Origin of the sequence: Paraburkholderia largidicola (assembly GCF_013426895.1) — a bacterium.
In the GTDB taxonomy this organism is placed as follows: Bacteria; Pseudomonadota; Gammaproteobacteria; order Burkholderiales; family Burkholderiaceae; genus Paraburkholderia; species Paraburkholderia largidicola.
Map to the genome: position 1 here is coordinate 1,666,306 of NZ_AP023175.1, position 22,215 is coordinate 1,688,520.

The 22,215-nt window shown below is 62.6% G+C and carries 23 protein-coding genes; 13 read left to right on the top strand and 10 right to left on the bottom strand.

Features of this window, described 5'->3' with window-relative positions; translation table 11 throughout:
- The first annotated feature begins 106 nt into the window (after positions 1 to 106).
- The 6 genes from PPGU16_RS24080 (at position 107) to PPGU16_RS24105 (ending at position 5,197) form a co-directional block, all read left to right on the top strand.
- A complete protein-coding gene (locus PPGU16_RS24080) occupies positions 107 to 1,339 on the top strand; it encodes an ABC transporter substrate-binding protein (RefSeq protein WP_180722918.1) in 1,233 nt (410 codons plus the stop codon).
- Between the two features lie 168 nt (positions 1,340 to 1,507).
- Entirely contained in the window at positions 1,508 to 2,398 is an 891-nt protein-coding gene (locus tag PPGU16_RS24085; RefSeq protein WP_180722919.1) for a carbohydrate ABC transporter permease, read from the top strand.
- A complete protein-coding gene (locus PPGU16_RS24090; protein WP_035999640.1) occupies positions 2,395 to 3,240 on the top strand; it encodes a carbohydrate ABC transporter permease in 846 nt (281 codons plus the stop codon). The genes PPGU16_RS24085 and PPGU16_RS24090 overlap by 4 nt, the downstream gene beginning before the upstream one ends.
- Positions 3,241 to 3,446: 206 nt before the next feature.
- Positions 3,447 to 3,884 (top strand): carboxymuconolactone decarboxylase family protein, encoded by a 438-nt coding sequence (locus PPGU16_RS24095; RefSeq protein WP_180722920.1) that lies wholly within the window; start codon positions 3,447 to 3,449, stop codon positions 3,882 to 3,884.
- 233 nt (positions 3,885 to 4,117) lie between these two features.
- Positions 4,118 to 4,342, top strand: coding sequence for a hypothetical protein (locus PPGU16_RS24100; protein ID WP_180722921.1), 225 nt, complete (start codon positions 4,118 to 4,120; stop codon positions 4,340 to 4,342).
- A gap of 144 nt (positions 4,343 to 4,486) precedes the next feature.
- Positions 4,487 to 5,197 carry a dienelactone hydrolase family protein gene (locus PPGU16_RS24105; RefSeq protein WP_180722922.1) on the top strand — a complete coding sequence of 237 codons (711 nt, stop codon included), beginning with the start codon at positions 4,487 to 4,489 and terminating at the stop codon, positions 5,195 to 5,197.
- 62 nt (positions 5,198 to 5,259) lie between these two features.
- Here the strand turns inward: PPGU16_RS24105 and PPGU16_RS24110 are convergent, their stop codons facing one another.
- The 3 genes from PPGU16_RS24110 to PPGU16_RS24120 form a co-directional block, all read right to left on the bottom strand.
- Positions 5,260 to 6,018: a YoaK family protein gene (locus PPGU16_RS24110; protein WP_180722923.1), complete on the bottom strand. Its 759-nt coding sequence runs from the start codon at positions 6,016 to 6,018 to the stop codon at positions 5,260 to 5,262.
- A 183-nt stretch (positions 6,019 to 6,201) separates the two neighbouring features.
- On the bottom strand, positions 6,202 to 6,654 hold the full coding sequence (locus PPGU16_RS24115) for a hypothetical protein (protein ID WP_180722924.1): 453 nt from the start codon (positions 6,652 to 6,654) through the stop codon (positions 6,202 to 6,204).
- 190 nt (positions 6,655 to 6,844) lie between these two features.
- Positions 6,845 to 7,663, bottom strand: coding sequence for a class I SAM-dependent methyltransferase (locus PPGU16_RS24120; protein ID WP_180722925.1), 819 nt, complete (start codon positions 7,661 to 7,663; stop codon positions 6,845 to 6,847).
- Between the two features lie 97 nt (positions 7,664 to 7,760).
- Between PPGU16_RS24120 and PPGU16_RS24125 the strand changes: the two genes are divergently transcribed.
- Both PPGU16_RS24125 and PPGU16_RS24130 read left to right on the top strand, forming a co-directional pair.
- Positions 7,761 to 8,129, top strand: coding sequence for an ArsR/SmtB family transcription factor (locus PPGU16_RS24125; protein ID WP_180722926.1), 369 nt, complete (start codon positions 7,761 to 7,763; stop codon positions 8,127 to 8,129).
- Complete coding sequence (locus PPGU16_RS24130; protein WP_180722927.1) at positions 8,101 to 8,592, top strand: SRPBCC family protein; 492 nt, start codon at positions 8,101 to 8,103, stop codon at positions 8,590 to 8,592. The genes PPGU16_RS24125 and PPGU16_RS24130 overlap by 29 nt, the downstream gene beginning before the upstream one ends.
- A gap of 125 nt (positions 8,593 to 8,717) precedes the next feature.
- Here PPGU16_RS24130 and PPGU16_RS24135 read toward each other — a convergent pair whose 3' ends face one another.
- A complete protein-coding gene (locus PPGU16_RS24135; RefSeq protein ID WP_180722928.1) occupies positions 8,718 to 10,727 on the bottom strand; it encodes a CoA transferase in 2,010 nt (669 codons plus the stop codon).
- A 186-nt stretch (positions 10,728 to 10,913) separates the two neighbouring features.
- Here PPGU16_RS24135 and PPGU16_RS24140 point away from each other — a divergent pair, with 186 nt between their 5' ends.
- Positions 10,914 to 11,828, top strand: coding sequence for a LysR substrate-binding domain-containing protein (locus tag PPGU16_RS24140; RefSeq protein WP_180722929.1), 915 nt, complete (start codon positions 10,914 to 10,916; stop codon positions 11,826 to 11,828).
- On the opposite strand, the gene PPGU16_RS24145 is transcribed toward PPGU16_RS24140, so the two are convergent.
- Together PPGU16_RS24145 and PPGU16_RS24150 are read right to left on the bottom strand one after the other, a co-directional pair.
- A complete protein-coding gene (locus PPGU16_RS24145) occupies positions 11,815 to 12,618 on the bottom strand; it encodes an enoyl-CoA hydratase/isomerase family protein (RefSeq protein WP_180722930.1) in 804 nt (267 codons plus the stop codon). The genes PPGU16_RS24140 and PPGU16_RS24145 overlap by 14 nt on opposite strands.
- Positions 12,619 to 12,628: 10 nt before the next feature.
- Complete coding sequence (locus PPGU16_RS24150) at positions 12,629 to 13,396, bottom strand: SDR family oxidoreductase (RefSeq protein WP_180722931.1); 768 nt, start codon at positions 13,394 to 13,396, stop codon at positions 12,629 to 12,631.
- A gap of 305 nt (positions 13,397 to 13,701) precedes the next feature.
- On the opposite strand from PPGU16_RS24150, the gene PPGU16_RS24155 reads away from it, so the two are divergent.
- Complete coding sequence (locus tag PPGU16_RS24155; RefSeq protein ID WP_180722932.1) at positions 13,702 to 15,009, top strand: MFS transporter; 1,308 nt, start codon at positions 13,702 to 13,704, stop codon at positions 15,007 to 15,009.
- Positions 15,010 to 15,087: 78 nt separating this feature from the next.
- Positions 15,088 to 16,260 (top strand): thiolase family protein, encoded by a 1,173-nt coding sequence (locus PPGU16_RS24160; protein ID WP_180722933.1) that lies wholly within the window; start codon positions 15,088 to 15,090, stop codon positions 16,258 to 16,260.
- A 65-nt stretch (positions 16,261 to 16,325) separates the two neighbouring features.
- Here the strand turns inward: PPGU16_RS24160 and PPGU16_RS24165 are convergent, their stop codons facing one another.
- Both PPGU16_RS24165 and PPGU16_RS24170 read right to left on the bottom strand, forming a co-directional pair.
- Positions 16,326 to 17,327 carry a fatty acid desaturase gene (locus tag PPGU16_RS24165; RefSeq protein ID WP_180722934.1) on the bottom strand — a complete coding sequence of 334 codons (1,002 nt, stop codon included), beginning with the start codon at positions 17,325 to 17,327 and terminating at the stop codon, positions 16,326 to 16,328.
- Positions 17,328 to 17,345: 18 nt separating this feature from the next.
- Positions 17,346 to 18,401 (bottom strand): sugar ABC transporter substrate-binding protein, encoded by a 1,056-nt coding sequence (locus PPGU16_RS24170; protein WP_180722935.1) that lies wholly within the window; start codon positions 18,399 to 18,401, stop codon positions 17,346 to 17,348.
- 194 nt (positions 18,402 to 18,595) lie between these two features.
- On the opposite strand from PPGU16_RS24170, the gene PPGU16_RS24175 reads away from it, so the two are divergent.
- Positions 18,596 to 19,627, top strand: a complete 1,032-nt coding sequence (locus PPGU16_RS24175; RefSeq protein WP_180722936.1) for a LacI family DNA-binding transcriptional regulator — start codon at positions 18,596 to 18,598, stop codon at positions 19,625 to 19,627.
- A 30-nt stretch (positions 19,628 to 19,657) separates the two neighbouring features.
- On the opposite strand, the gene PPGU16_RS24180 is transcribed toward PPGU16_RS24175, so the two are convergent.
- A complete protein-coding gene (locus tag PPGU16_RS24180) occupies positions 19,658 to 20,533 on the bottom strand; it encodes a LysR family transcriptional regulator (protein ID WP_180722937.1) in 876 nt (291 codons plus the stop codon).
- Positions 20,534 to 20,635: 102 nt separating this feature from the next.
- Here PPGU16_RS24180 and PPGU16_RS24185 point away from each other — a divergent pair, with 102 nt between their 5' ends.
- Complete coding sequence (locus PPGU16_RS24185; RefSeq protein ID WP_180722938.1) at positions 20,636 to 21,061, top strand: VOC family protein; 426 nt, start codon at positions 20,636 to 20,638, stop codon at positions 21,059 to 21,061.
- Between the two features lie 18 nt (positions 21,062 to 21,079).
- On the opposite strand, the gene PPGU16_RS24190 is transcribed toward PPGU16_RS24185, so the two are convergent.
- On the bottom strand, positions 21,080 to 22,135 hold the full coding sequence (locus tag PPGU16_RS24190; protein ID WP_180722939.1) for a LacI family DNA-binding transcriptional regulator: 1,056 nt from the start codon (positions 22,133 to 22,135) through the stop codon (positions 21,080 to 21,082).
- Positions 22,136 to 22,215: the final 80 nt, after the last annotated feature.

Genomic DNA, 22,215 nt, shown 5'->3' on the forward strand with positions numbered 1-22,215 from the left:
TATGGTCAGCCCTACGTGACAAGCTTTTTTTTCGTGTGTAGGATTTTTTCAAACAATTTAACCCAAGCGGCCGGCAACGGCGGCAGACCACCCCAGGAGAGACGAAATGTCGTTGCATGCACGTGCTTCCCTTACGCTCGGCAAAGTCGCCGCAGCGCTCGCGTTTGCAGGTCTTGCCCTATCGGCGAACGCCGATACGGTGCGTGTGACGGTCGCGCATTACAGCGACGCGACGGCACCGTACTTCGAAAAAATGGCCCGCCAGTTCGAAAAGGCCAACCCCGGCACCACGATCAAGATCGAGGACGTGAACTGGGACACGCTTCAACAGAAGCTGCAAACGGATATCTCGGGCAACGCCAACGCCGATCTCGCGATCGTCGGCACGCGCTGGCTGCTCGACTTCGTGAAGGACGACGTCGCCGAGCCGCTCGACCCGTACATGGACGCGAACTTCAAGAACCGCTTCATTGGCCCGTTCCTCGCGCCCGGCCAGATCAACGGCAAGACCTACGGCCTCCCGATCGCCGCTTCGGCACGCGCGCTGTACTACAACAAGGATCTGCTCGCGAGCGTCGGTTATCCGAATGGCCCGAAGACGTGGAATGACGTGATCGATGCGTCGAAGAAGCTGAAGGCGAAGGGCGTTGCCGGTTTCGGCCTGCAAGGCAAGGAAATCGAAACCGACGTGTACTACTACTACGCGCTGTGGACCAACGGCGGCGACGTGCTGAACAAGCAGGGCAAGGCCGGTTTCGATTCGCCGGCGGGCATCAAGGCGGCGACGCTGTACAAGTCGATGATCGATCAGGGCCTGACGCAGCCGGGCGTCACGGGCTACAGCCGTGAAGACGTGCAGAACCTCTTCAAGCAGGGCCGTGTCGCGATGATGATCTCCGCGCCGTTCCTCGCGAAGCAGATCAAGAAGGAAGCGCCGAACCTGAAGTACGGTATCGATCCGCTGCCCGTCGGCACGAATGGCGCGACGTATGCCGTCACCGATTCGATCGTGATGTTCAAGAACTCGAAGGTGAAGAAGGACGCCTGGAAGTTCCTCGACTATCTGTTCACGAAGGAACCGCGCGTCGAGTTCACGAGCACGGAAGGTTTCCTGCCGACCACCAAGGCCGAGGCCGCCGACCCCGCATTCAACGATGCGGACACGAAGGCCTTCATCGCGCTGCTGCCGCAAGCGCGCTTCGCGCCGACCGTGTCGGGCTGGGAAGACACCGCGAAGGCCGTGACCAACGCGATGCAGGCCGTCTACCTCGGCAAGTCCAAGCCTGACGATGCGCTGAAACAGGCCGCAAGCCAGGCGAATCAGGCGCTTGGTCAGTAACGCGCGGTTTGATGATCTGTTGATGTAGTACTGGAAGCCGCATCGGTTTTAGGCCGATGCGGCTTCGCATTCGATAAGCGCAGTGCTTTCAAGCAAAGCGCCGCCGGCCCATTCCGTCCCGAGGGCTTCATGAGTTCCAATGCCCAAGCATCCGTCGATCGAGCACGCATGAGCCGTTCCATTTCGCCACGCGCCGCCGCGCCCTGGTGGCTGATCGCGCCGAGTCTGATCCTCGCGCTGTTCATCATCAGTTACCCGATCTTCAACATCGTGTATCAGTCGGTACACGATGTCTCGCGCTTCGGCGCGATTCGCGATTTCACCGGCTTGAAGAACTTCTTCACGGTGTTCGCCGACCCCGTGTTTCTCGATTCGCTGCGCCGGACCATCGTGTGGACGGCAGCCGTCGTCGGCGGCACGGTGATCATTTCGGTGCCCGTTGCGCTGGTGCTGAATCAGGATTTCCACGGTCGCGGCATCGCGCGCACGATCATCATGCTGCCGTGGTCCGTGTCGCTGACGATGACGGCCGTCGTCTGGCGCTGGGCGTTCAACGACGACTACGGCATGGTCAACGTGACGCTGCAGCGGCTTGGGTTGATCGGCGGTCCGATTCACTGGCTGGCGACGCCCGAACTGGCGTTTCCCGTCGAGATCGCAGTCGGTATTCTCGTGTCGATACCGTTCACGGTGACGATCCTGCTCGGCGGCCTGTCGTCCGTGCCGGGCGACATCTACGAGGCCGCGCGCATCGACGGCGCGAGCGCGTGGCAACAGTTCCGTCAATTGACCTTGCCCTTGCTGCGCCCGTTCGTGAACATGGCGATCCTGCTCAACGTGATCTACGTGTTCAACTCGTTCCCGATCATCTGGGTGATGACGCAAGGCGGCCCCGACAACGGCACACATATTCTCGTCACCTATCTGTACGAACTCGGCTTCAGGCTCGGACGTCCGGGCCAGGCGGCGGCCGTGTCGCTCGTCATGCTGATCATGCTGTTCGTGTTTTCGGTGCTGTATCTGCGCATTCAGCCGTCGAAAGAAGGAGAGCCCGCATGAACGCGAAGATGAAACGCACCGTGTGGTGCTGGCTCGCGCTGTCGCCGCTTATCGTGGTCGTGTTGTTCCCGTTTGCGGTGATGTTCTTCACCGCGCTGAAACCTGCGAACGAAGTGTTCGTCTATCCGGCGCGCTGGCTGCCGATGCACTGGCAATGGCAGAACTTCGTCGACATGTGGACGGCCGCGAACTTCGGCGTCGCCTTGCGCAACAGCACTGTCATCAGCCTGCTGTCGACGGCGCTCGCGCTCGCCGTCAGCCTGCCCGCCGCGTATGCGCTCGCGCGCTTTCCGTTTCGCGGGCGCGGGCTGTATCGACAGTTTCTGCTCGTCACGCAGATGCTTTCGCCGATTCTGCTCGTGGTCGGGCTGTTCCGTCTCGCCGCGATGATTCCGTATGGCGACGGCAATCTCGTCGACTCGAAGATCGGCGTGATCGTCTCGTATGCGGCGTTCAATATCGCCTTCGCCGTGTGGATGCTGTCGTCGTATTTCCAGACCGTGCCGCGCGATCTCGAAGAATCCGCGTGGCTCGAAGGATGCAGCCGCACACGCGCCGTGTTCAAGGTGTTTCTGCCCCTCGCGGTGCCCGCCATCGTCGTGACGGCCATCTTCACGTTCATCAATGCGTGGAACGAGTTCGCCGTCGTCTACACGCTGATCCGCTCGCCCGAGAACAAGACGCTCACCGTGCAGGTCACGGATATGGTGGCGGGCAAGTACGTCGTCGAATGGCATCTGGTGATGGCCGCGACGCTGTGCGCGACGTTGCCGGTGTCGATCGTGTTCGCGTGGCTGCAGCGCTATCTCGTGAAGGGCCTCGCACTCGGCGCGGTCAAGTAAGCCCTCTCCTTTCTGTCACACAAGGGCCGTCGCGCCGCGGCGGCCCTTCGTCTGCGCCCTTTCCTGCCGCCTTGTACAGTGGTTCCGCAACAGCGCAGAAGTGGTTACCTCAAATTGGTAAAAATTGGCCATTTTCTACGGCCAGTTTCACGCCTAATCTTCATGTGTCGCGCAGATCAATGCGCACTCTCACTGAGGAAACGATCATGGAACAACGTCTCGACTTCTACAAAGCTAACCCACACGCAATCAAGGCGATGCTCGCGCTCGAAGAGCGCATCGGCAAGAGCGACCTCGAAAAGTCGCTGACGGAACTGGTCCGCCTGCGCGCATCGCAGATCAACGGCTGCGCGTTCTGCGTCGACATGCACACCGCCGACGCACGCAAGGGCGGCGAGACGGATCGGCGTCTGGCGACGGTCGTCGTATGGCGTGAAACGCCGTTCTTCACGGCGCGCGAACGCGCGGCACTGGAATGGACGGAAGCCGTGACGCTGGTCTCCGAGAATCACGTGCCGGACGCTGTGTGGGAAGCCGTGAAGCCGCATTTCAGCGAGGCCGAACTGGTCGACCTGACGCTGCTGATTTCGGCGATCAATGCATGGAACCGCTTCGCGATTTCGTTCCGCAAGACGCCGGCGTAAGGCGCCTGTCGAGCGTTTCGGGCGGCGTGTGAAGAAAGCGGGCATCGATGCCCGCTTTTTTACGTCGAACAGACTTTGACTTCGCGCCGAACCTCCGCAAAATCGGACAATCCTGACGAGCGCTGAAGACAGATCTGATTAACGAAGCTCACTGCTGTCAATACAGTCCTCCGTACGATGACACCTTGATGAACGGTGCATCGTGATCTTCAGATAACAACGGAGCATTTGACATGAAAGTGAAATCTGCATTACTTGCGTTGCTCGCTTCATCGATGTTGTCGTGTTTCGCGCAGTCCGCATCGGCAGCACCGAACGCGCTGGAAGGGCAACCTTTCGCGATGAAATCGGACGGGCCGAAAAGCGCTTCGGTCGCCGATCAGACACTCGCATTCGGCTACTGGATTTGCGATCCCAGCTGGGATCCTTCGGATTGCTACTGGCTTCCGGGCGATTAAAGAACCCGCACTGAACGAATGAAGCGCGACACCCTGCAAGCACTCAAGCTTGCAGGGTGTTTTCATTTCCCGGCCAGGCCCGTGGGCCTGCGTTCGGCCAGCATTGGCGCTATGCTAATGGACCCACTCACCAGGAACACGCTCATGAAAACGACCACAGGCTCCATGATCACTTTCAGCCGCCCAGACGGTAAACAACTGCAAGGTTATCTGGCTACGCCCGAGAAAACAGATGGCGCGCCCGCAGTGGTCGTCATTCAGGAATGGTGGGGCTTGAACGACCAGATTCGCGGCGTCGCAGATCGCCTCGCGGCAGCTGGTTACTTGGCGCTCGTGCCCGATCTGTATCGCGGCAAGTCGACGGTCGAAGAGGAAGAAGCGCATCACCTGATGGACGGACTCGATTTCGGCGATGCCGCATCGCAGGACGTTCGCGGCGCGGCGCAGTACCTCAAGCAGCGCTCGGGCCGCGTGGCCGTGATGGGCTATTGCATGGGCGGCGCGCTGACCCTGCTCACGCTGGGTCAAAGCCCGGAAGTATCGGCAGGCGTCGTGTTCTACGGCTTCCCTCCGCTCGACTATATCGACGCGTCGAAAATCAAGGTGCCGGTTATCGGGCATTACGCGACGCAGGACGCGTTCTTCCCGATCGCGACGGTCGAAACGCTCGAATCGAAGCTGCGCGACGCGAACGTCGATGTCGAGTTCCATCGCTATCTCGCGCATCACGCGTTCGCCAACGAAACAGCCGTCGGCTTCAGCCGCATCGCCGGCACGCAGTTCGACCCGGTGTGGTCCGAAATGGCGTGGGATCGGACGCTGACCTTTCTGGGGCGCAAGCTCTGGGAGAAGTAAAAGTCGCAGCGCGCGATGTGCGCGCGTGAAAAGCGTGTTCGGGTCCGCCCGGCGGGCGCAGTTCACCGCGCCCGTCGCGGATACCTCAACAGATCATCGGCAACGGGCACGGCGGCCAGCACGAGCAACAGCGCCGCGAGGGGCAGCGTCGCAATGAATCCCACCTGTTTGAACGCAATCGCGCCGGCAAGCCCGCCCGCGAGAAACATGCCGAGCAGCGAGGCGAGCAAACCGAGCCGCCGCATATCGGCGCCGACGTAAGCCGCTTCCGTCGACGGCACGCCCCGGTTCCAGTACAAGCCCTTGCCGATTTCGATGCCGAGATCCGTCACGAGTCCCGTGACGTGCGTCGTGCGGATTTCCGCTTTCGATATCTTGGTGATCATCGCGTTCTGCAGCCCCATCACGTAGCAAAGCAGCGTGACGGTGGCGGGCACGAACAGCAGACGGTGCTGCTCCAGGTTCGCGCCGAGCACGCCGAAGCACAACAGCAGTAGCCCTTCGAGCACGAGCGGCATCGCGTAGACGCTTTGCGTGCCTCGTCGTCGGCCCCAGTTGATCAGAATGGCCGAACTCGCCGCACCCGCGAGAAACGCGAAGATCGAACTCGCCGCCGACAGCACGAACGCGAGGTTGCCGAGCGCGAGATTGTCGGCGAGCGACGACACCATGCCGGACATGTGCGACGTGTATTGGCCGATCGCCAGAAAGCCGCCAGCGTTTGCAGCGCCGGCAATCCCGGCGAGCGCGAGGCCAAGCCGCCGGTTGGCGGCGTCAGTGCGAGCGGCCGAGGTAAAGCCGCGAAGATAGTCAACGGGCACGATGACGCCTGCAAAAGAAGGGAATTTCGACAATCCTACCTTCAAATGGCGCTTATCTCGTTTTTGATGCCCGACAACACCCTGCGATGATTTGTCGCAGGGCATCGTCGCCGCTGCGAGATCGTGCCCGTCCGGCCCGCGAGTTCGCCGTTCAGCGAACTCGCAAGGCCGTCAGTTCGCCAATCAGTCGTCGTAGTGACGATGCTTGTGCTTGCGCTTGTACGAACCGTGCGAACCGTAACCGCGCGAATAGTCGTCGGCGTACGAGTTGGAACGCGAGATGTTGCCGCCGAGCGCCGAGCCGGCGCCGCCGCCCAGCGCCGCGCCGACCAGGCCGCCTCCGCGCCCGCCCATCGCGTTGCCCGCCGCGGTGCCTGCACCGCCACCGAGCGCGCCGCCGATGATCGCGCCCGTGCGCTCACGGCGGTTCGACGTGACCGCGCCACCCGCGCCGCCACCCACCGCGCCGCCGATCACGGCGCCCGTGCTACCGCCCACTGCGCCGCCCAATGCCGCGCCGGCGACGCCGCCGAGCGCGCCGCCAAGCGCATTGTTCATATCGCCAGCCATCGCCGGCAACGAGGCCGCAGCCGTCAGCGCTGCAATGGCCACCATCTGAATGATTCGCTTCGACATAGTTTGATCTGTAGTTTTTGAGACGGGCCGAGTATAACCAACGCCCTGAAAGGCATTCGTAACACCGGTCATTCCTCCCGGTAAGAGGTGTAACAATTTCCGCCCGCTTTGGGGCGACTGGCCCGCCAGATAAGGCGCGCGCGGCTTTCTGAGCCATCGTTGCGCTCAGCAGGACACACTTTTTCGTCGCTCAACGTTGTGCAGCGACGACGTGCGCTTGAATCTTCCCGTCGATTGCGTTAGCCCCGAAACGTTCGCGAAGGGCGGCTGCGCAAACTGCGGTCGCTTCGTCGAGCGTCGCGCCCGGGCGGCTCTCGATTTCGGCGCGCATCGGCGTCCCCTGGCAGAACGCGATCGCGGCTGCCTGCGCCGACGCCGCGCCGCTGCGTTGCGCGATCGTCTCGATGCGCGGCGGCGGCGCATCGAAGCCACCGTTCGCGAGGTCGCGCGCAATGATGTTGGTGTCCCAATAGCCGTGCGGCACGCGCTGCATGAACCGCGGCGGGTCCGCCGCATATAGCTTGCCGAGCGCGTCCGAAACCGTATCGGCAAACGTGTTCTCTTCGATGCGATCCCAGACGTTGAACAGCAGCACGCCGCCGCTTCGCAGCACGCGCCGCGCTTCGGCATACGCACGCGCCTTGTCGGGAAAAAACATGGCGCCGAACTGGCAGACGATCAGATCGAAGCTTGCGTCGCCGAATGGCAGGTGCGTCGCATCCGCCTGCTGCCATGTCACGGGCCTGCGCGTGCCGAGCGTTGCGGCGCAGTCGAGCATCGCCTGATTGAGATCTGTCGCGATGATTTCGACATGCTCGGGCAGCGCCTCCGCCAACGCTCGCGTGACGACGCCCGTGCCCGCCGCGATTTCGAGCACGCACGACGGTTGAACCGACGCCGCCCTGCTGGCGAGATCGCGTGCGTAGGGTTCGAAGATCATCGGCACGAGGTAGCGCTCGTAGATTTCAGGGATCGAGCCAGTGAAACCCGTGTCGTTGGATGTGCTCATCGGACGCCTCCGTTCCGCGCGATTGACGCAAAGCCCATGTGGACAGCTTAGACGCGCGCCTTCGCTGCGCCACCGTTTTTGCACTATACTTAGCCTTATGGCTAACTATCATGGCGAAATAAGCGAGGTGTTCCAGGCGCTGTCCGATCCGACCCGTTGCGCGATCGTCGGCATGCTCGGGCGCGGCGCGCAGACCGTCTCGGTGCTGGCCCAGCCGTTCGACATGGCGTTGCCGTCGTTCATGAAACACGTCGCCGTGCTGGAGCACAGCGGTCTGATCCGCACGCGCAAGATCGGCCGCGCGCGCACCTGTGAACTGATGCCCGCGAAGCTGACGGAAGTCGAAACCTGGCTGGCCGCGCAGCGCGCCGCGTGGGAAGCACGATCCGACCGGATGGTCGAATTCGTCGAACAGCTTCATCAAGAGGAGCAAGCTGATGTCAACCCAACCCGTCGAAAGCGCTGACACGAACGATCTCGTCATCACGCGCGTGCTGCGCGCACCGGTTGCTGCGTTGTGGCGCGCGTGGACCGAACCGGACCTGCTGAAGGAATGGTGGTGCCCGAAGCCCTGGACCACTGAAGTCCGCGCGTTCGATCTGCGGCCGGGCGGCGCCTTCCACACCTTCATGCAAGGTCCCGATGGCGGCACGAGCGACAACCCCGGCTGCTTTCTCGAAGTCGCCCCGCAAGCGCGCATCGTGTTCACGTCGATGCTCACGGCGGGCTGGCGTCCCAACACGCCCTGGCTCGGCTTCACCGCCGACATCGCCATGTCCGGGGAAGGCGAAGGCAGCCGCTACATCGCGCGCGTCATGCATCCCGATGCCGCGACGCGCGACCGGCACGAGCAACTCGGCTTCTTCGACGGCTGGAACACCTGCATCACGCAACTCGACGAATTCGCGCTCACGCTAGGCCGGGCGTAAGCACCGGCGCGTGAGCGGGCCTCGCGCGCTGAACGTCAAACGGTATCAGTGGCCAGAGGCGCCTTCATCGCGCGGCGGTGCCGGGTGAACGGAGAACGACCGTACATCGACGTCTCAGCAGGCGTTCAACCCGCCTCGACCATTCCCCACTTCATAGCCGGCCCTCGCGAAGTCTCTTCCGCATATCGCGCGGGCGCGCCCGGCACCGCGCGAACGCGCGCAGGCGTGCGCGACAAGCGGTACGGCACCTTAAGAATCGGCCAGAATGCGCCGCTCGCATCGCGTGCGACGCTCAGCACGTCCGCGAGAAAATCGCCGTCTTCGATCAGTTCATCGACACGCGCAACAGGCACCGCGCTGACGCCTGCGTTTGCCAGCGCGGCAACCGCCGAGGCCCGCGACAGCGACCCGCACCGCTCGCGCCTGGCGCAAGCCGCGAGCGCAGCCACATCGAAACGCTCATCGCTTTCGAGCCACACATGTCCGTCGATGCACGCGACAGCGATCCCCTCCCATGCGGGATTGCCCGACGCAAACAGCGCGCACCAGGCCGCCACGTCCTGCATCGATATTTCGACGAAGGTCCCGGCCTGCCGCGCGGGATCGGCGAGGAGCGCGACGATTGCCAGCAGCGCAGCCTGCCCGCCCAGAATGTCCGCGCCCGATGCGCCGAGCTTCACGGGCTGGCCATTGCCGCGCGTCAGGTCCATGAGGCCGCCCATCGCCTGGATGACCGTGTCGAACGCGGGCCGCGCCGGGTAGGCAGACGCGATGCCGAAACCCGAGATCGAGCAATAGATCAGGCGCGGGTTGATCTCGCCAAGCGCCTCGCGTCCGAAACCGAGCTTTGCGAGCGCACCCGGCCGCAGATTCTCCACGAGCACATCGGCATCGGCGAGCAGTGTGCGCAGATGCGCGCGGTCGGCCGGCTGCTTCAGATCGAGCGCCAAGGTCTGCTTGTCCGTGTTGTTGAGCGCGAAGAAGTAGCTCGTGCCCGCCTGCCCCGGCGTCCATGCGCGCGCGACCTCGCCGTCGGGCGGCTCGATCTTCACGACGTCCGCGCCCAGCGCCGCCAGATGCTTGCCGACCAGCGGCGCCGTCGTGTACTGCCCGATCTCGACGACCTTGATACCGGCAAGCGGCCCGGCGTCGCAGGAGCGCACTGTGCTTTCGACGCCTGTACGCGCCGCTAAAGATGCGTCGTCCGTCAAGCGCGACATGCCGAAGATCGACACCTGCCGATACGTCTCGCCATCGATCCCGCGCGCGTCGATCTGCGCCGCCGCATCCGCGTGCCGCATGCGGAAGTTCGGCTCGCTGGACAGTCCCGCGACGGACACGATCGGTCCGGCCGCCACGCCAATCTGTTCGCACAGTTGCGAGCATGCGTCCGTCGTCAGCGTGGACGTCCACGTTTCGATCAGCGCATCGAGTTCATCGACATTCGACACACGCCCTTGCAACGTGTCGAAGCGCGGCTCGTCGAGTTGCGGCACGCGCGCCGCGCGCTTGATCTTGCGCCACTGCTCTTCGGTGCTGGTGCAAATCAGCACCCAGCCGTCGAGCGTCCGATACGCATTCCACGGCGCGCAAGCTGGATGACGATTGCCGACGCGGCCAACCGTCCGTTGCGCGAACGCTGCGGGCAGAAACGTCGTGAGCGCGCTCGCCGCGCAGCCGAACAAGGTCACGTCGATGTTCTGCGCGATGCCGTGCAGGCGCTTCACGCGTACGGCCGCCGCAATCGACGCGCACGCATACAGCGCCGCCGATATCTCCGTGAACGGCACGCCGATGCGCACCGGCTCGCCATGCGCAAAGCCCGTCGTGTCCATCAGGCCGCTGATCGCCTGGATCTGCGCATCGGATGCACGCATGCCCGATCGCGCGCCTTGTGGTCCCGTCGCGGTGATATCGCAAACGATATGCTTGCCCGCTGCCTTCATTTCCGCGATCGCGTTTCGTTCGCTCGCCGTGCTCACGTCCGATGAAACGACGAACACGTCATACGCGAAGCCATTCGCTGGCTGCGCCTGCGCAAATGTGACTTGCGCCCCGGCGCGTTCGAGCAGCGTCGCACCGAGCCTCACGGCCTGGCGCGAGCCCCAGGCCAGAATTTGCACACCGTCCAGCATGGTTGTCTCCTTCAGTCCCACCAGTTGCCTTTGAATCAACGATACGGCGCGCAACAGGCGCGCTCAAACGACATTTGCTGCGCACTCGATTGAGTTTTGCTGACGCCAATGCAACCGCGAATGCGGACGCGCTTCTACGTAGCAATCCCGGCATGCAGCGTGCAAAGCGCGTGCTACCATTTTTCGATGCGAACCCTTCCGTCACTCAACGCACTGCGCGCCTTCGAGGTCTGTGGCCGCCTGCTCAGCGTGCAGCTCGCCGCGAACGAACTCAACGTCACGCCCGCGGCTGTCAGCCGGCAGATCAAGCTGCTCGAAGACCAGCTCGGCGTGCTGCTGTTCGAGCGGGGTCATCGCGCGATCGCACTGACGCCGATGGGCGAGCGCTACCTCGCCGACGTCGTGCGCGGCTTCGAAACGCTGCGCACCGCGACGATCAATCTCACGGAAGCCCGCCGCCGCCGCACGCTGAAGATTCGCGGCTACACGACGTTCTCGATGAACTGGCTGCTGCCGCGTCTGTCGACGTTTCATCGCGAGCATCCCGATATCGAAGTCAGTCTCACCACCTCGCTGCAACCCGTCGACTTCAACACTGAAGACGTCGACGCGGCGATCCGCCTCTCACATGCGCCATCGTCCGATCTCGGTTACGACCGGCTCGTACCGAACGAACTCGTGCCCGTGTGCAGCCCCGAGTTCCTGCGCGCGCATCCCGATCTCGCCGATGCCACGCCTGAGGCGCTGCGCAACGTGCCCTTGCTGCATTCGCTGGCGCGCCGCGAAGACTGGGCCAAGTGGCTCGACGCGGCGGGCGTGCGCGGCGTCAATCCGCTGAGCGGACTCAGCTACGAAAGCTCGATCCTCGCGTACTTCGCGGCGACGCAAGGCGTGGGCGTTGCGATGGCGCAGCGCGTGCTCGTCGCCGATCAGTTGCGCGACGGCACGCTCGTGATGCCCTTCTCGTTCGTGCTCGACCAGGGCGCCTACACCTACTACCTGATCTATCCGCGCGAGCATCTGTCGAATGCCGAGTTCGCTGCGTTCCGCAACTGGCTTTTGTCGATTGGCGAAGCGCCTGACGCGTCTAGCGGCCCTTGAATTGCGGTTTACGCTTTTCGGCGAAGGCCTTACGCCCTTCCACGCGATCTTCCGAATCGCGCATCGCGCCCCACGCCAGCTCGGTAAATTCGAGCGCTTGCGCCAACGGCACATTGCTGCTCGTTTCCGCGACCTTCTTGATCATCTGCACGGCAAGCGGACCATTCGATGCAATCGCGCGCGCGAGCTCGCGCGCCTTGTCCATCAGCGCTTCGGGCTCGACGACATCGGATATCAACCCGATCCGCTCCGCGTATGCCGCGTCGATCTTGCAGCCCGTCAGCAGCATCTTCATCGCGATTGCGGAAGGCACCGCTTTTTGCAACGTCTGAATGCCGCATACGGCAGGAATGCTCGCGACGACAGCTTCGGGCAAACCGAACACCGCCTCCGTCGAGGCGATCCGCAAGTCGCATTGCAGCGCCAGTTCGAGTCCGCCGCCGAGGCAATAGCCGTTGATCGCGCCGATGACCGGCTTGAAGAGGCGCAGCGAGGTGAGATCCATCAGGCGCACATAGATGCCTTCGGCGGCAGCGCGGTCGATGGATCGCACGAACGACGAACTAAAGCTGGTCGAAGGCGGCAGCGTGTTCTTCAGATCCGCGCCGACGCAGAACGACTTGCGGCCTGCGCCCGTCAGCACGATTACGCGCACTTCATCGTCGTCGCGCGCTTCCGCCAGCGCGGCGCGCAAATCCTTGAGGCTGTCGAGGTCGAGCGCGTTGAGCGCTTCGGGACGGTCCAGGCTCACCGTCGCCACATGGTCCGACACGCTGTAGTGAATCGTCATGATGTGCTCCTCAAACGCTCGGTGACGACAGCGAACGGCCGCCGCACACATAAAGCGTCTGCCCCGTGATGTACGACGCTTCGCGCTGCGCGAAGAACAAGACGGCCTGCGCGATATCGTCGGGCGTGCCGATGCGCTGCACGGGCACCGACTTCTTCAGCCGCTCCTGAAGGTCCGCATCGAAGGCCTGAAACAACGGCGTATCGACGATGCCCGGCGCAATCGCGTTGACCGTGATGCCCGCGCTTGCCCATTCGAGCGCGAGACTGCGCGTCAGGCTCACCACGCCGCCCTTCGCCGCCGAATAGTTCGACTGCCCGACACCACCCAACCAGGCGCGCGACGAAATGTTCACGATGCGCCCATAGCGCGCGGCGCTCATATGCGCGAGCACGGCGCGGCAGCACAGAAACTGCGACTTCAGGTTCACGCCGATCACGGCATCCCAATCGTCGTCGCTCATCTTCGTGATGCGTTTGTCGCGCACGATGCCCGCGTTGTTCACCAGCACGTCGATCTGACCGAAGCGTTCGACGACAGCCTCGACTGCTTCGTTGACGGACGCGCTATTCGTCACATCGACGGGCAGCGCGATCACATCGGCACCCGCGGCGGCCAGCGTGCTGGCGGCGTGATCGAGCGCCGCGCGGTCGAGATCGAACAGCGCGATGCGGCGCCCGTTGCGAGCCAGCGCAGCCGCGATGCCGAAGCCGATACCCTTCGCGCCGCCCGTGACGATGGCGACTTCGGCGGCCGGGTTGTGAGGTGATGCGTTCATGACGTGTCTCCATGGAATGAAAAGCCTGTGCATCCCATGCTAGGGCGCACCACACCCCACGCTCAAACGACTTTTTTCGCGGCTTCAATTGACTTTCGCTCAATCGAAACCGCTCGCGTCCGCGCCTCGGCGGTCTGCGGCTTCGCTGCAAAAAATATCAATCGAAAGCGCAGAAAAAGTCGTTTGCGCGGCGCATCTGGCGAAACCTACGATGCGTCCATGTGCCGGATCAAGCGATACGTTCAGCACTTCTCACCTGCGTCGCGCAACCAGCGCGCGCTCACCACAAGAGACACGGAGACAGCATGGACACCATCCTTCCGGGCGTTGCGCACGAGGAATCCGCGACGCCGCTCACGCGAGCGCAGAGAAAAGCCATCGTGGCGGCGACGCTCGGCACGGTCGTCGAATTCACCGACTGGATCATTTACGCGACCTTTGCCGCGCTGTTCTCACGGCACTTCTTTCCCGCGAACAACGACCGCGTATCGCTGCTCTCCGCATTCGCGGTGTTCGCGGTCGGCTTCGTGATGCGGCCTATCGGCGGCGCGCTGCTCGGCGCGTATGCCGACCGGCACGGCCGCAAGAACGGCCTGGCGCTGTCGGTCGCATTGATGGCGGGCAGCTCGCTCGTGATCGCCGTGTGTCCCGGCTATGAATCGATTGGCATTGCGGCGCCGCTGATTCTCGTGCTCGCACGGCTCATTCAGGGCTTTGCGGCGGGCGGTGAGTTCGGCTCGGCGTCGACGTTCCTGATCGAATCATCCGCGCCTTCGCGGCGCGGCTTCGCGGGCTCGTGGCAACACTTCGCGGTCAATGCAGGCGTGCTGGTGGCGGCGTTGATCGGCGCGATCCTCACGTCGATGATCGATCATGCGGGCATGGCGAAGTGGGGCTGGCGCGTTGCCTTCACGATTGCCGGCCTGCTCGGCTTCGTTGCGTTGTGGGTCCGCCTTGCCGTCGCCGAAACCGATGCGTTCAAGAAGAGTGCCGCGACGCATCAACGCACGCGTCATCCGTTTCTCGAGATCGTTCGCGAGCATCCTCGCGCCGCGCTGCGCGTGATCGGCATCGCGATGGCGGGCAACCTCTGCATCTATCTGTGGCTCGTGCTGTTTCCGACGCTTGCGCATCTGCGCACGGGCCTGCCGCTGCATGACGCGTTCAACGCGAGCGTGATTTCGATCGTCGTCTCGCTGATTGCGATTCCGTTTATCGGCAAGTTGTCGGACCGCATTGGCCGCAAGCCCGTATTGCTCGTTTTCGCAGGCGGCTCGGCGCTGTTCGCATGGCCCGCGCTGCATTTCCTCAGCAACGACTTCTGGAGCGCCACCGCAATCGTCACGATCGGCATGCTGCTTTCATCGGGCTTCGCCGCAACCTGCGCGACGGTGATGGCCGAGCAGTTCCCGGCGCGAGTGCGTGCGACGGGTGTCGCGCTGCCCTATGCGGTATCGGCGGCGCTGTTCGGCGGGACGCTGCCTTACATCGTCACCGCGATGTCGAGTTCCGGTATGTCGCAATACCTGTGGGTCTACGTCGCAGCCGTGTGCACCGTGGGCTTCGTGGTCTATGCACGGATGCCGGAGACGCGCGGGAAGGTTCTGGATTGAGCGTTACTGAACGTTACTGAGCATTCGGCAGACTCGCTCGTCGTCACAGGTTCTGATGTTCGTTTATTGGAGGCAGCAATGCGCAAAGTGGTAATCGGCGGCGTCGGCATGACGTCCTTTGGCAAATTCCTGGAGCGGAATCTGAAGTCGCTCGCGGAAGAATCGGTCTCGCTCGCATTGAAGGATGCGCGCGTCAGCGTCGACGAGGTCGATCGCGTGTTTTTCGGCAATGCGGCGGCAGGCGTCGTCACCGGTCAGGAAATGATTCGCGCGCAGTCGTCGCTGCGTAATACGGGGCTCGACGGCAAGCCGATGTTCAACGTCGAGAACGCGTGCGCGTCGGGCAGTTCGGCGTTGAATCTCGCATGGCTTTCCGTTGCTTCGGGACAGTCGGAAACGGCGCTCGTGGTCGGTGTCGAAAAGCTCACGCACGAAGACAAGGCGATCTCGTTCGGCGCGTTCGCAAAAGCCGTGGATCTCGAAGAGCCGCTGCCCGAAGGCGTCACGACGGGAACGGGCTCACTCTTCATGGACCTCTATGCGGCCAAGGCGCGCAAATGGATGGAAAAGACGGGCGCCCAGGCGAGCGATTTCGCGCGCGTCGTCGTGAAGAGCCGCCGCGCCGGATCGCTGAATCCGCATGCGCAGTTTCGCAACGAGACGAGCGTCGAAGAAGTGCTCGCCAGCCGGATGGTCAGCGATCCGCTGACGCTCTTCATGTGCTCGTCGATCGGCGACGGCGGCGCGGCTGTGTTCATCTGCTCGGAACAATTCGCGGCGAAGCGCGACATTCGTCCTGTGTACATCCGCGCGAGTTCGATCGTGTCGGCGAAAGCGGATGGATCGGGCGAACTCGTCGCGGTGCGCGCAGCGAATGCGGCGTATGAACAGGCGGGCATCGGTCCGTCGGATGTGCATGTGGTCGAATTGCACGACGCCTCCGCGCCTGCCGAACTCATTCACTACGAGAACCTCGGTCTGTGCGCACCCGGCGATGCGCCGAAGCTGATTCGTTCCGGCGATACGGATATCGGCGGGCGGATTTCCGTGAATCCGAGCGGCGGCCTGTTGTCGCGCGGTCATCCTGTCGGCGCGACGGGCGTCGCGCAGATCGTCGAACTGACGCAGCAATTGCGCGGTCAGGCGGGCGCACGGCAACGGCCTGGGGCGAAGGTGGCGCTGGCCGAGAATAATGGCGGTCAACTGGCGGGGGATTCGGCGGTTGCGCTGGTGACGATTCTGTCGACTTGATTGCAGCTTGCTGTACCGTCGCGCCGCGTGAAGCACGCGGCGCGACGTCTGGATACGGCGCAATTTCACGCCACCGCACTCCCCCGCTTGCCAACCGGCAACTCGCGCACGACGACATACTCGGGATCGCGCCGCTGCCTCGCGAAGATCACCAGGATTTCACGCCACGCAGACCACAAGCCCCCATACGGTTGCGGCATCTGCTCAGCAACGGCCTCGTGAAATCTCGGCAGTGCATGAAACGGCACACTCGGGAACATGTGATGTTCAATATGGAAATTCATGTTCCAGTACAGCAGGCGCACAACCGGATTCAGCTTCACGGTACGGCTGGACACGCGATGATCGAGCACGTTCTCCTTCAGGCCCGTATGCTGGGTCAACGCGCACAGCTCATGCAACCAGGTTCCATAAGCACGCGCCAGAAACAGAAACACGATAGGCAACCAGCTATGCGCAAGCACGGCCCAAACGAACACAGCGACATAGCACGCAAGCAGCACACGCGAGTTATCGCACATCTTCTTGTACTCCGCCTCGGGCACGACCTCTTTCGCGCCCTTCGTGATAATGCCGAAGCTGTGCAGAAAGACCGCGCCGAGAAACTGCACGCCATGCGATACGCGCACGAAATCCGTCATCAGTTTTATATAGCTATGCGGCCGACGCTTGAACGCCAGTTCAGGATCTTTATAAGGCGCTGCCGTCAGATGCGTGTAGGTGTGATGCTTCGCATGAAGCCAGCGGCTATACACCTGCTCGCGCCATGACATGAGGCAGATCGCCCAGTAGACGGCCTCGTTCAGCCAACGCGTCTTGAATACCGTGCCATGCCCCAGTTCGTGCGCGGCGGCCTCGCTGAACGCAAACACCGTTCCGTACAAAAGAAACGCGGGAATCACCCATGCTGTGCCAAGCGATGCCCACGCGAGCGCGCCTGTCGCCGCAACGAGCGCGAAGAAGCCGCCCGCCTGTACGAGACCGCGCGCATCGGAACGCGTGGAAAAATCCTTGAGCATCTTGCGATCGATGTCGACCCTGTGCCACGCGTGCATATCGATGTTCATTGCGTCATCCCCACACGATTAACGATATGAGCCTGCGTACTTCTGCACGGGCGCGAGGTTGTCCTTCGTGACGAAGCTCGGCCCGGAACTCACCGTCGAGCCCGTATAAACCGGCTTCAGATCGTATTTGGCGAGCCGCGCCGCGACCTTTTTGTCCTCTCTCAATGCCGCGACGATGCGCGCGGAGTCGTTCGTCTTGTCGCGAATCGCAATCGCCATTGCCGCGACGGACAAATAGCCTTGCAGATATGGCTGCTGGTCGATGGCGAATGCGATCTGCCCCGCCTGAATCGACTTCAGGATGTCGGGCGAAAGATCGAACGTGGCAACGTAAATCTTCCCGCTCATGCCCGCGTCCTTCACGCCGCGCAGCACGCCCGTCGCCTGATCGGGACCGAGCGCGAGAATCGCTTGCGTCGTCGGGTGCGATCTCAGGTAGGCGGCGACCTTGCTTTCGATCACCGTCGGATCTTCGCCGCTATCCATCGTCGACTTCTTGTAGTCGACGCCGAGCGCATCGGCGAAACCCTTGCAGCGGTCCCACAGCGCCTGAATGTCCGCGCCGTGATTCACGCACAGAAACTCGTGGATACCCGCCGCCTTCGCGCGCTCGCCCGCTGCCTTGCCGGCATCGTATTCGGGCTGGCCGATGTGCATCAACGCGCCGAGCTTCATGCCCGATTCGGGCCCGCCGTTGATCGTGACAAGCGGAATGTGCTTCGCTTTCACGCCCGTCAGACCCTTCTGGATCATGTCGAAGTTCGGCACCGTCGTGATCACGCCCGAGTAGTTGCGCGCCGCCGCCTGTTCGAGAATGCGCACCATGTCGCCCGTATCGCCCGAAGGCGGATTGCGGTAATCGACGGGCACGTTGAAATCTTCGCTCGCGTCGCGCATGCCGTTCTTGACGGTGTTCCACCAGACGTTCGAATCCGATCCGTGACTGACCATCACGAAGCGCTCGTCGGCGGCGGCGCTGTTCGCGGCGAAGCCGGTGACCAGCGTCAGCGCTGCGAGCGCAGAGGCGATTCGTTTGACCGCGCGTTGGGTTGCGCGAAATGCGGGCTTGTCCATGATGGTTGTCTCCTGACATGGGATTGGCATGGCGGAATGCACTCTGCGGAGATGCGCGACGCCGGGCCACCGGATCTTGATCGCCGGGGCTTTATCGCTAACGCCCGGTCGCTTCCGGTGGTTAGAATCTAGTTGATCGAATCTCTGCTCTCAAACGGTTTATTGAGGATATTTCCTCAAACAGGAGGGACCGTATGAACGTCAGACGCAAGCCGACCATGGAAGATGTCGCGAAGGCCTCGGGCGTCAGCTATTCGACTGTCGAGCGCGTGCTGAACGGGCGTGGCGGCGTGGCACGCGAGAAGGAATCGCGCGTGCTCGAATGGGCGCGCAAGCTCAAGATGGATCGCGCGCTCGACGAAGTGTCGGTGCGCTGGCTGCGCATCGCGATCCTCACGCAACAACCATCGTCGCCGTACTACGTTGCGCTACGGCAGGGGTTCGAGCTTGCGCAGAAGTCGTTCGAAACGCATCGCGTGGTGTGCCATCTGACGTTTTTCGACGACCTCGAACCGAAGTCGCTGGCGGCCGTCATCAATCGCGCCTCGCAGAAGGCGGACGCGATGATCGTCGTCGCGTACGAGCACAGCGTCGTCGTCGATGCGATCTCGCGCGTCGCGCGCAAGATTCCCGTCGTGACACTGGCGAGCGATCTTCCAGACACGGGGCGGCTCGCGTATGTCGGCATCGACAATCGCTGTGCGGGACGAACCGCGGGTGAACTGATGGGCCGGTTTATCGGACGCGACGGCGGACAGGTCATCGTGATTGCGGGCTTGCGCACGTATCTCGGGCACGAAGAACGCGAAGCCGCGTTTCGCTCAGTCATGCGCCGCAAGTTTCCTGCGTGCGACGTGGTGGCGACTGTCGAAAGCCGTGAAGACGAAAAATCAACTGAGCGCTTGACGCGCGATGCCTTCAAAAAGTACCCGGATTTGCGCGGCATTTACAACCTGTCAGTTGGCGATGAGGGCATTGCGCGCGCGCTCAAGGCACTCAAGCGCGAGCATTCGACAGTATTGATCGGTCACGAACTGACTGAGATCAGCCGGGCGTTGCTGATAGACGGCGTGATGGATGCCGTGCTCGATCAGAGTCCCTTTGTCGAAGCAGTGCGGGCCGTCGAAGCGATATTGGGTCATTACAACAGGGGCACGCCTTCAGGTCTTCCGTTGCAAACGCCGATGTCGATCTATCTGCAGGAGAACTTGCCGCCAGCATCGTGATCTAGAAAACGTGTTTGAACGATCGCCTGTTCAGGGCTTCTTCCGCGCCTGCGCTTCAATCAGTTGAAGCAACACCTTCACCGGGTCGCTCAGATGCTGCGGCGCGCGATGCACAAGGCCGATGTCGCGATGAAACGTGTGATGCCCGAGGTCGACGGCACGCACCTTCGCAGGCCAGCGCCGGTACGTCGCCGTTTGCGGCACGATCGCCACGCCGACGCCATTTTCCACCAGTCTGACGATCGCTTCGAGTTCGTCCAGTTCGCACACTTCGCGCACGGTGAAGTGCATCCGGCGCAGGAATCGGTCCACTTGCCGGCCGCCGAACGACGCGCGGTCGTAGCGAATGAACGGCTGATCCGCAAGGAGTTCGGCCCAGTCCTTGCCCTTCACACTACGCGGCACGATCAGCCTGAACGGCTCTTGTGCGAGTGCGGTCCAGCGCAGATCGCTCTGAAAAGAAAACGGCGGACGAATGATCGCGGCGATATCGATCTCACCGGCGTCGACGAGATTGACGAGTTCCATCGACACACCGGGAATCACACGCGTGGTGCAGCCCGGACATTGCGCATGGAACCGCGCCAAGGCATCGGGCAACAACGAGCGCTGCACCGATGCAATCGCACCGATAGTCACGCGCACGATGGCCGCCGGATCGGCCGCTGACGAACTGAGGTTGTTGTATAGCCGGACGACTTCCTGCGCCTGCACGAGTATCTGCTGACCCGTCGCATTCAAACGCGCCGTCCGCCCTTCGCGGTCGAACAGTGCAAAGCCCATTTCCGCTTCGAGCCGCTGCATCTGCGCGCTGACGGCAGCCTGGGTCAGACCGATCCTGTTGCCGGCAGCAGCGAAGGTGCCTTCCTGGGCGACGGCGATCAGCGTTTTCAGCTCACGGATCATTGATAAATTCTGTTTGTGTTTGACGAAATTATATATTGATTCTATTTTTCAATTCCGCCGCGTAGTATGTGCGATCTGCGAGCGCCCCACATGGAGAAAACAGTGAGCCTTTCCCCTTTTCATCTGGCCATTCCCGTCTACGATCTTCCCGCCGCGCGCGACTTTTACGGACGCGTGTTCGGCCTCGAAGAAGGCCGCTCCAGCGCACAATGGGTGGACTTCAATTTCTTCGGCCATCAACTCGTGATTCACGAACATCCGAAGACCGCTTCGCAAGAGAGCGTGCACAGCAATCCCGTCGACGGCCATGACGTGCCCGTGCCGCATTTCGGCGTCGTGCTCGCATGGGATCAATGGGAAGCGCTTGCGGAACGGTTGAAATCGTTCGGTACGAAGTTCGTGATCGAGCCGTATATCCGCTTTCAGGGGCAGGTCGGCGAACAGGCGACGATGTTCCTGTTCGATCCGTGTGGCAACGCGCTGGAGTTCAAGGCGTTCAAGGATATCGGCCAGCTATTCGCGAAGTAACGCACGACGCGCGATGCTTCACGGCAGATTCTCGCGCAGCACGATGCTGAACTGCACAGGCTTCACGCCGTCCAGCGCGTCGCGCCCCTCACGCACGTTGCCGAAAATTTTCAGGCAGTTGCCGACCATCGCCTGCGGCGTCTGCGTGATGAGCGCGTCCATCGTTCCATCGATCAGCAACGCCCGCGTATCCGGCGTCAGGCCGTGTCCGACGAACAGTATCTTCTGTTCGGTCTTGGCTTCGACGATCGCACGCGCCACCCCATCCGAGCCGCCGCCGCTGTTGTAGATGCCCGCCAGATCGGGATGCTGCGCGATCAGGTTGCGCGTCTGCACGTAATTGCGCTCGCTGTCGTCCTGCCCTTCGCGCAAGCCAATCACCTTCACCTGCGGAAACGTCGATTCGATCAGATGCAGAAAGCCGATCTCGCGTTCCTCATGCCCGCGATAGTTGAGACTGCCCGCCAGCATCGCAATCTTGCCTGCCGGTCGCGGCCCCATGAAGCGGCCCAGCAGCAGCGCCGCCGTGCGCCCCGCTGAACGGTTGTCGATGCCGACATAAGCGAGCCGGCGCGAATTCGACAGATCCGAGATCAGCGTAATGGCGGGCACGTTCTGTTCGGCAAGCGCATTCACCGCATCGCGCACGACGGGATGTTCGAGCGCCATGAAGACCACGCCGTCCGCGCGCTGACCGTAGTGCAGCAGACGCGCGGCGAGTTCGTTCGGATTGAAGCTCTCCACGTAATGCACCCGGCAGCGCATCCCTTGCGCGGCCCACTGGTTGTGCGCGAACTCGATGTAATCGCCCAACATGCGCAAATAGCGGTTCGTGCCCGCCGGCACCAGAAACTCGATCTTCAGCGGCCGCGCCGGTTTCGCTTCGGGTGTGGGCGCATCGATCGCGTAGCCCGCCTGCGCGGCTGCCTGCATCACTCGGCGCGCCGTCATCGGCCGCACACCGTCGCGGCCATTCAACACGCGATCGACTGTCGCCGTCGACACGCCCGCCGCAGCGGCGATGTCCGCGATCCGCGCGCGCGGCGGAAAAAGAGGAATAGGCGCGTCAGCCATGCGGGTTCCTGAGGGCTAAGTCCATCAAAAACAATCAGGTTTGCGGTTTGACAGGGCGAGTGGTGGTCCCTAGTCTTGCA